Origin of the sequence: Lentzea tibetensis, from assembly GCF_007845675.1 — a bacterium.
In the GTDB taxonomy this organism is placed as follows: domain Bacteria; phylum Actinomycetota; class Actinomycetes; order Mycobacteriales; family Pseudonocardiaceae; genus Lentzea; species Lentzea tibetensis.
The window spans coordinates 1-12,473 of the sequence record NZ_VOBR01000033.1; the positions used below are offsets into that span (position 1 = coordinate 1).

Consider the following 12,473-nt stretch of genomic DNA (forward strand, 5'->3'; position numbering starts at 1 on the left):
CACTCAGAAACCGAACGACGAGCAGCCCTGCCCAGCTGGCTGCACTTCTACAATCACCACCGAGCCCACTCAGCCATCGGAGGCAAGCCACCCATCACCCGGCTGACCAACCTCCCTGGACATCACACCTAGTCGAGGAACGTCAGGTCGAGCTGGGCGAGGCGGTCCGGGTCGGCCAGGATGTCGATCTCGACGATCCGGCCGTCCACGATCGTCAGGCCCATCACCGAGATCGGCTTTCCGTCCGGTGCCGTTAGCAGGCCCGCGGTGCCGTTGACCAGCACCGGCTGGGCGATGGCCGCCAGCTGCCGGAACATGAGCGCGTTCTCCGCCACGGCCACCGCGCCGGTGACCTCGCGGACGGTGCCCGTGTCGGCGCGCAGTACGACGTCCGGGTGCAGCACGGCCACGAGCGCGTCGAAGTCGCCGCCGCGTGAGGCCGCGAGGAACGCGTCGACGACCTCGCGCTGCCTGCCGAGATCCGGCTCGGGCACCGCGGTGCCCTGGATGCGGCGGCGCGCGCGGCTCGCCAGCTGACGGGCGGCGGTCGGCGTGCGGCCGACCATCGGGGCGATCTCGTCGAACGGCACCGCGAACATGTCGTGCAGCACGAACGCCAGCCGCTCGGCCGGCGCCAGCGTGTCGAGCACGACGAGCAACGCGAGGCCGACGGAGTCCGCCAGCTCCGCCTCGTGCTCGGGACCCTGCGTGATGATCGGGTCCGGCACGCGCAGGTCGAGCGGCTCTTCCCGGCGCGAGCGCAGCATGTTCAGGCACACCCGCGCGACGACCGTGGTCAGCCAGCCGCCCAGGTTGTCGATCTCGTCGCTGTCCGAACGGGACAGCCGCAGCCACGCCTCCTGCACCGCGTCGTCGGCCTCCGCCAGCGAGCCGAGCATCCGGTACGCCACCGCTTTGAGGTGGTTCCGGTGCGACTCGAACTGAAGGGCCAGAAGATTCTTCTCGTCCACGGTCACATCCTCCATCGCTGCTGGGTCATAGCTCTGACCAACGAGGAAGCAGAGATGTGACGGAGGACAACGTGGAAGCACGGATGGGCAACCCGGCGATGGTCGTTCCCGGTGCGATGAAGGCGCTCATCGCCCTGTCTAAGGCGGCCGAGGACGCGGGCGTCCCGAAGGCGGTGCTCGAGCTGGTGCACCTGCGTGCCAGCCAGATCAACGGATGCAGCGTCTGCGTCGACATGCACGCCCGCTCACTGCACAAGGAGGGCGAGTCGACCGAACGCGTCTTCACCGTCGCCGCCTGGCGGGAGGCGCCCTACTTCACGGACGCCGAGCGGGCCGCTCTCGCGCTCGCCGAGTCCGTGACGAGGCTGGCCGACAAGGCGGACCCGGTGCCGGACGACGTCTGGAACGAGGCCGCGAAGCACTACAGCGAGCTGGAGCTCGGCGCGCTGGTCGTGTCGATCTCGGCGGTGAACGTCTGGAACCGGCTCAACGCCGCGACCAGGCAGGTGGCCGGAACGGCCTGGTGAGAACGACCGGGCTCACCGGTACCTCGTAGGCGGCCGAGCGGAGCGGAGGCCGAAGCGGGGTCCGGGGCGCAGCGCCCGGCTGGGGTCTGGGGGCTTGGCCCCCAGAAAGCACTTCGCGGCGCTTCGGTCTGCGCTTTCCGCAGACAGGGGCGTACCAGGACCGCGAACACCCGCGCGCAGAAGCTTCCTCTCTTCTGCGTGCGGGTGATCGCGCGCACAGCATAACCCATGTCGAACGTCTGTTCGATCAACCGGGTGTGCGCGTGTCGTCAGCTGGCCGCGAGCGCGGCCCTGCCGTCGTCGGTGAGCTCGGCTCCGACGCGCTGTCCGAGCCGTGCCGGTCGCGCCGGGCGCAGCAGTCCCGCGTGGACGAGGTCGTGCGTCGCCATCTGATCGCAACAGGGCAATCCGTCGACGTACATGTCCGGCTCGATACCGCCGGTGACCTCGGCGCGGCCTGCCGCGACAGCCCGCAGCATCGCCCTCGCTCTTCCGCTGAGTTCCATCTCGACCCCCCAGGTGGTGTTCGTTTCCTAACCCCTTTGTCGAAAAAGAGGCCGGAATCGTTCCACAAGTACGTGGTCTCTTGAGTTCTTCACACCTGCGAACGCTGCCCAGCATGGACTACTACGCCGTTCGGGTCATGGCGCCACGCCGGATGAACGCAAAGCGGGCCTTCTGACCCACATGGTCCAGACCGGTTGGTAACCCTGCGAGTACCAGAACGGGGTCGACCGCGGGTTCGGGTACGCGTGGTGCAGCAGCGTCGTCTGCACGCCCGCCTCGTCCAGCACCTTGTGCGCGTGCGCGACCAGCGACGCGCCCACCCCGCGCCCGCGCAGCCCGTCGCGCACGCCCAGCATCCCGATGTACGCGAAGGGCGCGACCGCCATGTACTGCGCCATCCAGTCGGAGTGCGGCGGCATGTCCACGTACAACATGCCGACCGGGATGTCGTCGAGCGTCGCGAACCAGACGCACTCGTGGTCGCGGTCGAGCATCGCCGCGATGGACGCGCGCAGCAGCTCCGCCGAGTTCTCCCGCTCGGTCACCACGCCGAACTGGGCGTCGTAGCGCACCGTCTCCATGTTCAGCTCGACCGCCACGTCCAGATCCGCGTGCGTCACCGGCCTGATCGCGACGTCCGGTGCGCCGGTCGGCCCGCTCCGCCAGGCCGGGCGGGACGCGATGACGATGAGCGGCGCGAAGTGGTGCCTGATCAAGGCGGGGATCGACGGCGTCTCCAGGCTCGGCAGCGTCACGATCGCCGCCGTGTCCGGGTCGTCGACGCCGGTGAGTCTTCGCTCCCACTCGACGAGCAGGGTGCTGAGGTTCCAGCCCGCGCGCCAGCGCAGGAAGTGCACCCTGCGCGCGTTCCACGTGGGTGCGATCGAGTCCGCGTCGTACTCCGTGTAGCCGAACACGTCGTCCATGGATCTATGCCTACACCCAAGGTCTGACAAAAATGGGGCGTGTGGAGATCTTCGTCGTCGACGCGTTCACCGACCGGCCCTTCGCGGGCAACCCCGCAGGTGTCGTCCTGCTGACAGAACCGCGCGACGACGCGTGGATGCAGGCCGTCGCCGCCGAGATGAAGCACGCGGAGACCGCGTTCGTGGCGCCGGACGAGGATCCCGCGCCGCTGCGCTGGTTCACGCCCGTCGCCGAGGTCGACCTGTGCGGGCACGCCACCCTGGCCACCGCGCACGTGCTCGGCGGTGACATCAGGTTCACCACGCGTAGCGGCATCCTCACGTGCACCCCGAAGGACGGCTGGATCGAGATGGACTTCCCCGCCGATCCGCCCGAACCTGTCGACGTGCCGCCAGGAATGGCGAAAGCCTTGCCGGGCATCACGATCAAGGCCGTCGCGCGGGGCGTCAGCGACTACCTCGTCGAGGCCGCGAACGCCGAGGAAGTCCGCTCACTGCGACCGGACGTCCAAGGGGTGACACAATTTTCGTCACGTGGAGTAATTGTTACGGCCCCAAATGATGGACCAGAGGACATCGTCAGCCGGTGCTTCTACCCGAACTACGGGATCCCCGAGGATCCGGTGACAGGTTCGGCCCACTGCACGCTCGCGTCCTATTGGGCTCCTCGGCTGGGCACCGCTGACCTGCTGGCCGAGCAAGCCTCCGCTCGGGGCGGCCGAGTGCGCATGACGCTCGAAGATGATCGTGTGCGGCTCGCCGGTACGGCGGTCACCGTGTTGCGCGGTCAGCTCAGCGTGTAGCCACGAGTGGGTGAATCGACGTCACGGGAAGTGGTATCTGACTCTTCGACCTGCCATTTTGTCCCCCGAGCGGGGTACCCTAGTGCCCCTGGAGGGGTCCTGGTCAGAAGTTCGGGACCCCTCAGTCACGCCTGAGACCCAGGCCGACGAGGAGGCTGGATGACCGACCGAGCGTCGACCCCCGTGTCGGACTCGGCCGCCAGGTCGGCCAAGTCGACCAATCGCGCGTTCAGCGCATTCGCGGTGACATTGCTGCTCGCGGGTGTGCTCAGCGCCGGAATGGTCGCCGCCTGGCTCCCCGACCGCGACGACCAGTCGCTGTTCTGGGTTGGGCCGCTCCTCGTGATCGGGTTCCTCCTCGCGGAGCAGCTCGCCATCAACGTCGACGTCCGCAGCGGCGTCGCGTGGACGATCTCGTTCACCGAGATCCCGCTGGTGCTGGGCCTGCTGATCGCGCCGTTCGAAGTGGTGCTCGCCGCGCACGTCGTAGCCGGCGTCGGCACGCTGCTCGGCAGACGCATCCTCGACCGCGCCGTCTACAACGCGGGCCTGATGTTCATGGAGATCTCGGTGGCCTTCGCGGTCGCCGAGACGGTGAACAGGTTCGCCCGCGCGCACGGCGGACCCTTCTGGGCCGGTGCGTTCGTCGGAACCATCACGGTGCCGCTGCTGGCCAGCCTGCTCGGGCTGTGCGCGCTGCGCCTGATGGGCAAGTCCATGCGGGTCGGCAACAGCCTCCGGCTCGTGCTCCAGACGCTGGTCGTGGCGCTGCTGAACACCTCGGCAGGCCTCGTCGGCCACCAGATCGCCGCGACGACCCAGTGGGGCGGGCTGCTGATCCTGCTCGTCTTCGCCGGGATCATCGCCACCTATCTCGCCTACTCAGCCTTGCTGCGCGAACAGCGCGACCTGGAGGCGTTGAGCGAGGTCAGCCTCCGCGTCGCCCGTTCAGGTCAGCACGGCGCCGGACCGCGGCAGCCCGAGGACGACATCACGGCGGGCGCCGAGGAAGACGAGTGGCAGCTCATCGCGGAACGCATCCGCGAGCAGCTCAACGCCAACCGGGTCGTGCTGCGCCTGCGCACCGACCCGCAGGAAGCGATGATCACGCTCGTCGCGGGCGAGCCGCTGCCCGCGGAGATGCGCACCGTCGACCCGCGCGTGGTGCGCGAGGACCCGATCCTGCAGCTCCCCGGCACGCACGTCCGGTACTACCGGGTCGCCGACGCGACCGAGGACGTCAGCGAGGCGCTCATCCGCCGCGACGCGCAGGAGGCGCTGGTCGTCCCGCTCCGCGGCGCGACCCAGCTGCTCGGCGCCGTCGAGGCGCACGACCGGCTCAGCCGCTGGCGCGGGTTCGGCAAGGCCGACATCCAGCTGCTCCGCACGCTCGCGTCGCACCTCGCGACCGCCGTCGACAACCGCCGCCTGCTCGCCAGGCTGCGCCACGACGCCTACCACGACCCGCTGACCGGCCTGCTCAACCGGCCCGGCTTCCGCGAGGCCTGCGCCGAACCGCTGCGGCACTCCGAGAAGGCCGTCGTCCTGCGGATAGACCTCGACGTGCTGTCGACCGTCTCCGACGCGCTCGGCCAGGTCTGGGGCAACCGCATGGTCGTCGCGGCGGGCCGCCGGCTCCGCGACGCGCTCGGCCCGGACGTGCCGCTCGCCCGCCTGGAAGGCGGCGCCTTCGCCGCGTTCCTCGACGACAACCGCGCCGCGCAGGCGCACGAGATGGCCGAACGGCTCCGCGCCGGCCTGTCCGTGCCGTACCCGGTCGACCGGCTCACCGTCGAGGCGCACGCCGTCGTCGGTTACGCGTCCGAGGTCGACTGCGAGGTCGAGGACCCGGACGCGGACGCGCTGCTCCAGCGCGCGGACGTCGCGGTGCGCGCGACCAGCGAGAACGACCCGGTGCGGGCGTACGCGCCGAGCATGGGCCAGATCTTCCTGCGCCGTTTCCAGCTCGTCACCCAGTTCCGCCAGGCGCTGGAGACCGGCCAGGTCTCGGTGCACTACCAGCCGAAGGTCGCGCTGCCCTCACGTCAGGTCGTGGGCGCGGAGGCGCTGGTGCGCTGGAAGCACCCCGAGTTCGGCCGCGTCGACCCGGACGAGTTCGTGCCGGCTGTCGAGGCGACCGGCCTGGTCGATGTGCTCACCGACTTCGTCATGGACCGCGCGCTGGAACGCGTGCGCCGCTGGCTCGACCGCGGGCTGCGGATGTCCATCGCGGTCAACCTGTCCGTGCGGACGCTGGCCGACGAGGACTTCCCGAACCGCGTCGCGGACGCGCTCGCGCGCCACGACGTGCCGTCCGGGCTGCTGACGTTCGAGCTCACCGAGTCCGGCGTCATGGCGGACCCGGAGCGCGCGCTGCCGGTGCTGCGGCGCCTGCACGCGATCGGTGTCACGCTGGCCGTCGACGACTTCGGCACCGGCTACTCGTCGCTCGCGTACCTGCGCCAGCTGCCGGTCGACGAGGTCAAGATCGACAAGTCGTTCGTGCTCGGCATGGGCACGGACCTCGGCGACATGGCCGTCGTGCGGTCCATCGTCGAGCTCGGCCACTCGCTCGGCCTCACGGTCGTCGCGGAGGGCGTCGAGGACGACGCCGCGCGCGACCAGCTGGTCGGGATGGGCTGCGACGTGGCGCAGGGCTACCTGATCTCGCGGCCGCTGTCCGAGGACCGCTTCGAGGCGTGGCTGCGCGCGCGAACGGTGCAGGTCAGGGGAGCCCGTGATGAGACGGTCCTCACCTTGGTCCACTAACAGGACCCCCGGATTTCGTCTCCGGCGCGGGGTTGTGTAAAGTTCACATCGCTCCGAGAGCAAGCCCCTTTAGCTCAGTCGGCAGAGCGTCTCCATGGTAAGGAGAAGGTCTACGGTTCGATTCCGTAAAGGGGCTCCACGACTCGCCGCGGTGCACTAGCATCGCGGCTGTGTTGTGTAGTAAAGCGGTGTAGCTCAGTTGGTAGAGCAAGCGGCTCATAATCGCTGTGTCGCCGGTTCAAGTCCGGCCACCGCTACTCAGCAGGATCCCCGCCAGACGGTAAGCCCGGACTGGGTAATCGGGGCAAACGCGCTCTCAGGAAGGCAAGGACCGTGGCTGCAACCGACGTACGCCCGAAGATCACCCTCGCGTGCGAGGAGTGCAAGCACCGGAACTACATCACCAGGAAGAACCGGCGCAACGACCCGGACCGCCTGGAGATCAAGAAGTTCTGCCCGAACTGCAAGACGCACCGCGCGCACAAGGAAACCCGCTGAGCGCGTAGCACCAGCTCTCACGACGAGGCCGTCCCGGAACCGGGGCGGCCTCGTCGCGTAATCTGCCCCGGTGGCACTGGACGAAGCCTTCACCGGACGCACGTACCCGCCGTCACCCGTCTACGAGGTGAGCCGCGAGAAGATCCGCGAGTTCGCCGACGCGACCGGGGCCACGAGCCCGGCGCACCGCGACCCGGAAGCCGCGAAGGCGTTGGGGCACCGGGACGTCATCGCTCCGCCGACGTTCGCGATCGTGGTGTCGATGAAGTCCAACGAGACGATGATGTTCGACCCGGAGCTGGAGCTCGACTACAGCCGGGTCGTGCACGGCGACCAGAACTTCGTCCACCACCGCCCGATCACCGCGGGCGACCGGCTGGTCAGCATCGCCCACATCGACTCCATCACCCAGCGCATGGGCAACGACATGGTCGTCGTGCGCACGGAGATCACCACCGAGGACGGCGAGGCCGTCACGACCGCCCGTTCGATGCTGGTTGTCAGGGGAGAAGACGCGTGAAGGTCGGAGACGAGCTGCCCCCGCTGTCGGTGCGGATCACGCGGGCTGATCTGGTGCGCTACGCGGGCGCCTCGCTGGACTTCAACCCGATCCACTGGAACGAGAAGGTCGCGAAGGACGTCGGGCTCCCGGACGTCATCGCGCACGGCATGCTGACGATGGCCGTCGCCTCGCGCGTCGTCGCGGAGTGGACCGGCGACCCCGGCCGCATCGTCGAGTACGGCTCGCGGTTCGGCAGGCCGGTCGTCGTGCCGAACGACGACGAGGGCGCGCTCGTCGAGGTGACCGCGAAGGTCACCAAGGACTTCGAAGACGGCACCGTCAAGGTCAACATCAGCGCCGCCTTCGAGGGGAAGTCCGTGCTGACGGGCGCTTTCGCCCGCGTGCGGGTGTCCTAGGGTCTTAGAAGCCGGTGCAGGTGACGATCGCGAACTGACCGGTCGCGGTCTCGGTCTTCTTCACCACGCCGTCGACGGTGACCTTGCACGTCAGCGAGCCGCCGTCGACGCCCGTCGACGCGGACATCGAGCCGCCCTTGAGCAGCCCCTTGGTCTTGAAGTCCTTCTGCCACGGCAGAGAAGTCACGGCCTCCTGCTGCGGTGTGGTCGTGGTGTCGCCGAACGTGGTGTAAGTCACGGTGACGTCCTTGGCCTCGCCGGAGAGCTCGTAGACGATCGTCACCTCGCGCTCGGCCTCCTCCTTGACGTCGTTCGCGGCCTTGCCGAACAGCACGACCCAGATCACGCAGACGACGAGCCCGAGCGCGGACAGCACGATGCCGGCGACCGCCATGCCCCTGTTCGTCGCCATGCCCCGGCCCGCCTTGCCGAGCGCGACGAAGCCGAGCACCAGGCCGATGATCACCATCGGCCACGCGACGATGCCCACGACCGGGATGAAGCTGGTGAGCAGGCCCAGCAGGCCGAGCACGAACGACGCGATGCCCATCCCGTTCTGCGCGGGCGGCGGCGGAGGTGCCATCGGGTAGCCGGTCATGGGCTGCTGAGGCGGGTAGTAGGTCATGGTTCTCCTCGGGCGACGGTCTTTGACCCGTGGATCGGTCATCTGTTGACGGCGGTTACCGGAGTGACCTGAATGAGACCGCACACCGGGATGTGGCAAGCTGTGTTCGGGAGCGTCGAAGAGGTTGGGACAACCCCTACGACGGGCCTGATTGGAGTGTGCGGGCGGGCATGCCGTAGACTTCCGGTCTTGGGACGACGGGAACGCACCTCACGGGCCACGTGAGGGCGGCGCAGTTCGTCCAAAAGCCAGGGGATCCAGAGATCCCAAAGGGGTGTAGCTCAACTGGCAGAGCAGCGGTCTCCAAAACCGCAGGTTGCAGGTTCAAGTCCTGTCGCCCCTGCGTCGAAGCGCATTGTTGAGCGGAGGACGGCATGAGCGAGGGCCGCGAGCAGGACCAGCCGGAGGAGCGCGAGGGCGCGTCCCGGCCGGTTACCGCTGCGGCGCGACGTGAGCGTCGCGCATCGTCCCGTCCTGCCGCCCGCAAGGACAGCGCTGAGTCGAAGAGCGCCAAGTCCGACGCGTCGGACGACGGCGAGAAGAAGGGCCGTCCGACCAAGGCTCGTGACAACCAGGAGAAGCGCCCGTCGCTGATCGCCCAGCTCTTCCGCTTCCTCCGTGAGGTCGTCGGCGAGCTGCGGAAGGTCATCTGGCCGACGCGCAAGCAGCTGGTCACGTACACGGGTGTCGTGCTGGTCTTCGTCGTCTTCATGGTGGCGCTGGTGTGGGCACTCGACCTCGGCTTCGGCGCGGCCGTGTTCAAGGTGTTCGGCTGAGCCGAACAGCTGCCGCTGCAATAAGGAAGCGAGATCCACAGTGACCTCCGAGAACGGCGTTGACGCCAAGGAGCTGACCGAACTCACCGACGACGAGCAGGCGTTCGAAGACGCCGTCGCGGCGGCTGAGGCGGCAGAGTCGGAGGCCACGGACAGCGACGACGCCGACGCCGACGGTGCGACCGACGAGGTCGCGGCCGTTGACGCCGAGGACGCTGACGAGGTCGACGTTCTCGCGATCGACGAGACCCCGATCGACGAAGAGATCGCCGACCCGGCCGAGGAGATGCGTCAGGCGCTGCGCCACGCACCCGGCGACTGGTACGTCGTGCACTCGTACGCCGGTTACGAGAACAAGGTCAAGACGAACCTCGAGACGCGCATCCACACGCTCGACATGGAGGACTTCATCTTCCAGGTCGAGGTGCCGACCGAGGAAGTCACCGAGATCAAGAACGGCCAGCGCAAGCAGGTGCAGCGCAAGGTGCTGCCCGGCTACATCCTGGTCCGCATGGAGCTGACGGACGCCTCGTGGAGCGCGGTGCGCAACACGCCGGGTGTCACCGGCTTCGTCGGTGCGACCTCCAAGCCCTCCCCGTTGACCATCGACGAGGTGCTGAAGTTCCTGCTCCCGCAGGGTGAGCAGAAGCCGGCCGAGGGCAAGAAGGCCACCACCACCGCACCGAAGCCGACCATCGAGGTCGACTTCGAGGTCGGCGAGTCGGTCACCGTCATGGACGGCCCGTTCGCCACGCTGCCCGCGACGATCAGCGAGGTCAACGCGGACGGCCAGAAGCTGAAGGTCCTGGTGTCGATCTTCGGCCGGGAGACTCCGGTCGAGCTGTCGTTCAGCCAGGTCTCCAAGATCTGAGCGATCCCCTGGCGGGGATCGATCGGCCACGCTGCGGCTGGCAGGGCCGCGCGCGGACACTGCAATAACAGGAAGTATTGAGATGCCTCCCAAGAAGAAGAAGCTGTCAGCGATCATCAAGCTGCAGATCAAGGCCGGTGCGGCCAACCCCGCTCCGCCCGTTGGTCCTGCGCTTGGTCAGCACGGCGTCAACATCATGGAGTTCTGCAAGGCCTACAACGCCGCGACCGAGTCGCAGCGTGGCACTGTCGTGCCGGTCGAGATCTCCGTGTACGAGGACCGGTCGTTCGACTTCAAGCTCAAGACCCCGCCGGCCGCGAGGCTCATCCTCGCCGCTGCTGGTGTCGAGAAGGGCTCTGGCGAGCCGCACCGCCTCAAGGTCGCCAAGGTGACCATGGAGCAGGTCCGTCAGATCGCGCAGACCAAGATGGTCGACCTGAACGCGAACGACATCGACCAGGCCGCGAAGATCATCGCCGGCACCGCCCGTTCCATGGGCATCACGGTCGAGGGCTGACCGAACTCCAAGCAAGCGTGGCAGAGCCCAGCGCGGCTCGTACCACTACTGATCCATGTGTAGTTAGGACAGAAGTTATGAAGCGCAGCAAGGCCTACAAGCAGGCCGCAGAGCTGGTGGACCGGGAGCGGCTGTACTCGCCGCTGGAGGCCGCCAAGCTCGCCAAGGAGACCTCCAAGGTGAAGCTGGACGCGACCGTCGAGGTTGCGATCCGCCTGGGCGTCGACCCTCGCAAGGCCGACCAGATGGTCCGCGGCACCGTGAACCTGCCGCACGGTACGGGCAAGACCGCCCGCGTGATCGTCTTCGCAACCGGTGACAAGGCCGCAGAGGCCGAGGCCGCCGGTGCGGACGCCGTTGGCTCCGAGGACCTCATCGAACGCATCCAGGGTGGCTGGCTCGACTTCGACGCCGCCATCGCGACGCCCGACCAGATGGCGAAGGTCGGCCGCATCGCCCGCATCCTCGGCCCGCGTGGCCTGATGCCGAACCCGAAGACCGGCACCGTGACCCCCGAGGTCGCCAAGGCCGTCAACGACATCAAGGGCGGAAAGATCAACTTCCGCGTCGACAAGCAGGCGAACCTCCACCTGGTCATCGGCAAGGTGTCGTTCGACCCGGAGAAGCTGGTCGAGAACTACGCCGCGGCGCTGGACGAGGTCCTCAGGGCCAAGCCGTCCGCCGCCAAGGGCCGGTACGTGAAGAAGGTCACCGTCTCCACCACCATGGGGCCTGGCATCCCGGTCGACCCGAACCGCACCCGCAACCTGCTCTCCGACGAGGCCGTCTGATCTCGTTCCACTGAGCTGAGAACGCCCGCCTCCCACTTCCTGGGGGGCGGGCGTTTTCGTTGCGCTGCCTGGAAAGTCAGCCGCAGGCGCTCGGCGCGTAGGAGCTGATCGCCCAGCCGACGCCCTGCTTCTGCAGCCCCAGCTCACCGAGCCGCGGACCGCCGCTCACCGTGAGGTCGCACGCGCTCAGCTTCGTCGAGTCCGAGGACGGCGTGACCGGTGGTGAGTCACCGGACCGCTCGTACGCGCTGATGCTGGTGACCTGCTGCTTCAACGCGCGCACGGCCGCCGGGCAGTCAGCGGCGCCGAGCACCTGTGCGAACTGCTTCTTGGCGTCGTCGGTGAACAGCTGGCACGCGCTGTCCGCGTCCCCGTGCGCGACGTGCTTGTAGAGCATGCCGACCGTGCCCTGCAGGCCGAACGGAGTCGGTGGCCGGAGCGGGTTCTGCGTAAGGCCACCACTGTCCACGGCGACGTTGCCCTGGTCGTCGCCGCCGAAGTAGTGGTCGTACGCCCAGAACGCCAGGATCGCCGCGAACCCCATGTAGATCAGGCGGCGGAACAGCTTGCTGCCCAACAGGATCAGCCAGATCGGCTTCCTCTTGTAGGCAGGCGGCGGAGGTGGGGGCGCGGCGGGCGGTGTTCCGCCCTGGCCCTCCTGGTACCGCTGGAACTCCTGGAAGCGCTGGAACTCCTGGAACTGCCTGAGCTGCTCAGGGTCGATCGGCGGCGGGGCATCGGCGCGGGGCGTGAGCTCCTTGCCAGGCTCGTCAGTCACAGGTCACATCATGCCGATTTGGATTGCCGGACACACGTTGCGTACGATGAGTCACGGTTCTACCGAAGACCGCTGGTCGTCTCCGTCAGGAGAACGAAGGCCCCGTTGCAACACGGGCGGCCCGCGCAGGGAGGACGAGGCAAGTCCTAGTGACGCCCCGTGCTGTTTCTGCGCGAGGGCGTTTTTGTTGTTTCGG

Annotated in this window: 16 protein-coding genes and 3 tRNA genes; 14 read left to right on the forward strand and 5 right to left on the reverse strand. The window is 68.1% G+C overall.

All coding sequences use genetic code 11. The features are described from left to right. The coding region (locus FKR81_RS35850; protein ID WP_146358674.1) for an integrase core domain-containing protein at positions 1-132 on the forward strand (132 nt) is incomplete at its 5' end. Here the strand turns inward: FKR81_RS35850 and FKR81_RS35855 are convergent. Continuing rightward, complete coding sequence (locus FKR81_RS35855) at positions 129-971, reverse strand: sigma-70 family RNA polymerase sigma factor (RefSeq protein ID WP_186763375.1); 843 nt, start codon at positions 969-971, stop codon at positions 129-131. The two genes, FKR81_RS35850 and FKR81_RS35855, sit on opposite strands and share 4 nt — an antisense overlap. A 71-nt stretch (positions 972-1,042) precedes the next feature. On the opposite strand from FKR81_RS35855, the gene FKR81_RS35860 reads away from it, so the two are divergent. Further along, positions 1,043-1,498 (forward strand): carboxymuconolactone decarboxylase family protein, encoded by a 456-nt coding sequence (locus FKR81_RS35860; RefSeq protein ID WP_146358676.1) that lies wholly within the window; start codon positions 1,043-1,045, stop codon positions 1,496-1,498. Positions 1,499-1,767: 269 nt separating this feature from the next. On the opposite strand, the gene FKR81_RS35865 is transcribed toward FKR81_RS35860, so the two are convergent. After that, the gene (locus FKR81_RS35865) at positions 1,768-1,977 is read right to left on the reverse strand and encodes a hypothetical protein (protein WP_328593182.1); all 210 of its coding nucleotides are present in this window, start codon (positions 1,975-1,977) and stop codon (positions 1,768-1,770) included. A gap of 162 nt (positions 1,978-2,139) precedes the next feature. Beyond that, positions 2,140-2,931, reverse strand: a complete 792-nt coding sequence (locus tag FKR81_RS35870) for a GNAT family N-acetyltransferase (protein ID WP_146358678.1) — start codon at positions 2,929-2,931, stop codon at positions 2,140-2,142. A 41-nt stretch (positions 2,932-2,972) separates the two neighbouring features. On the opposite strand from FKR81_RS35870, the gene FKR81_RS35875 reads away from it, so the two are divergent. The 7 genes from FKR81_RS35875 to FKR81_RS35905 all read left to right on the forward strand — a co-directional run bounded on the left by FKR81_RS35875 (position 2,973) and on the right by FKR81_RS35905 (position 7,919). Beyond that, a complete protein-coding gene (locus tag FKR81_RS35875; RefSeq protein ID WP_146358768.1) occupies positions 2,973-3,734 on the forward strand; it encodes a PhzF family phenazine biosynthesis protein in 762 nt (253 codons plus the stop codon). 159 nt (positions 3,735-3,893) lie between these two features. Beyond that, on the forward strand, positions 3,894-6,503 hold the full coding sequence (locus FKR81_RS35880) for a putative bifunctional diguanylate cyclase/phosphodiesterase (RefSeq protein ID WP_146358679.1): 2,610 nt from the start codon (positions 3,894-3,896) through the stop codon (positions 6,501-6,503). 63 nt (positions 6,504-6,566) lie between these two features. Further along, positions 6,567-6,642: transfer RNA gene (locus FKR81_RS35885), tRNA-Thr, on the forward strand. Positions 6,643-6,687: 45 nt separating this feature from the next. Then, positions 6,688-6,760: transfer RNA gene (locus tag FKR81_RS35890), tRNA-Met, on the forward strand. A 76-nt stretch (positions 6,761-6,836) separates the two neighbouring features. Further along, positions 6,837-7,001 (forward strand): 50S ribosomal protein L33, encoded by a 165-nt coding sequence (gene rpmG / locus FKR81_RS35895; protein WP_015105301.1) that lies wholly within the window; start codon positions 6,837-6,839, stop codon positions 6,999-7,001. Positions 7,002-7,071: 70 nt separating this feature from the next. After that, positions 7,072-7,521, forward strand: a complete 450-nt coding sequence (locus tag FKR81_RS35900; protein ID WP_146358680.1) for a MaoC family dehydratase N-terminal domain-containing protein — start codon at positions 7,072-7,074, stop codon at positions 7,519-7,521. Then, entirely contained in the window at positions 7,518-7,919 is a 402-nt protein-coding gene (locus FKR81_RS35905) for a MaoC family dehydratase (RefSeq protein ID WP_146358681.1), read from the forward strand. Before FKR81_RS35900 ends, FKR81_RS35905 begins: the two co-directional genes overlap by 4 nt. A 4-nt stretch (positions 7,920-7,923) precedes the next feature. Here the strand turns inward: FKR81_RS35905 and FKR81_RS35910 are convergent, their stop codons facing one another. Next, positions 7,924-8,544 carry an MmpS family transport accessory protein gene (locus FKR81_RS35910; RefSeq protein WP_235922092.1) on the reverse strand — a complete coding sequence of 207 codons (621 nt, stop codon included), beginning with the start codon at positions 8,542-8,544 and terminating at the stop codon, positions 7,924-7,926. Positions 8,545-8,814: 270 nt separating this feature from the next. On the opposite strand from FKR81_RS35910, the gene FKR81_RS35915 reads away from it, so the two are divergent. The 5 genes from FKR81_RS35915 (at position 8,815) to rplA (ending at position 11,499) form a co-directional block, all read left to right on the forward strand. After that, positions 8,815-8,887 (forward strand) — tRNA-Trp (locus FKR81_RS35915). A gap of 31 nt (positions 8,888-8,918) precedes the next feature. After that, positions 8,919-9,320 (forward strand): preprotein translocase subunit SecE, encoded by a 402-nt coding sequence (gene secE / locus FKR81_RS35920; RefSeq protein ID WP_146358682.1) that lies wholly within the window; start codon positions 8,919-8,921, stop codon positions 9,318-9,320. Between the two features lie 40 nt (positions 9,321-9,360). Further along, positions 9,361-10,191 carry a transcription termination/antitermination protein NusG gene (gene nusG, locus FKR81_RS35925; protein ID WP_146358683.1) on the forward strand — a complete coding sequence of 277 codons (831 nt, stop codon included), beginning with the start codon at positions 9,361-9,363 and terminating at the stop codon, positions 10,189-10,191. Between the two features lie 82 nt (positions 10,192-10,273). Next, positions 10,274-10,708, forward strand: coding sequence for a 50S ribosomal protein L11 (gene rplK / locus FKR81_RS35930; protein ID WP_146358684.1), 435 nt, complete (start codon positions 10,274-10,276; stop codon positions 10,706-10,708). Between the two features lie 77 nt (positions 10,709-10,785). Beyond that, entirely contained in the window at positions 10,786-11,499 is a 714-nt protein-coding gene (gene rplA / locus FKR81_RS35935; protein WP_146358685.1) for a 50S ribosomal protein L1, read from the forward strand. A 76-nt stretch (positions 11,500-11,575) separates the two neighbouring features. Here rplA and FKR81_RS35940 read toward each other — a convergent pair whose 3' ends face one another. Beyond that, positions 11,576-12,277, reverse strand: coding sequence for a hypothetical protein (locus FKR81_RS35940; protein WP_146358686.1), 702 nt, complete (start codon positions 12,275-12,277; stop codon positions 11,576-11,578). Between the last annotated feature and the right edge of the window lie 196 nt (positions 12,278-12,473).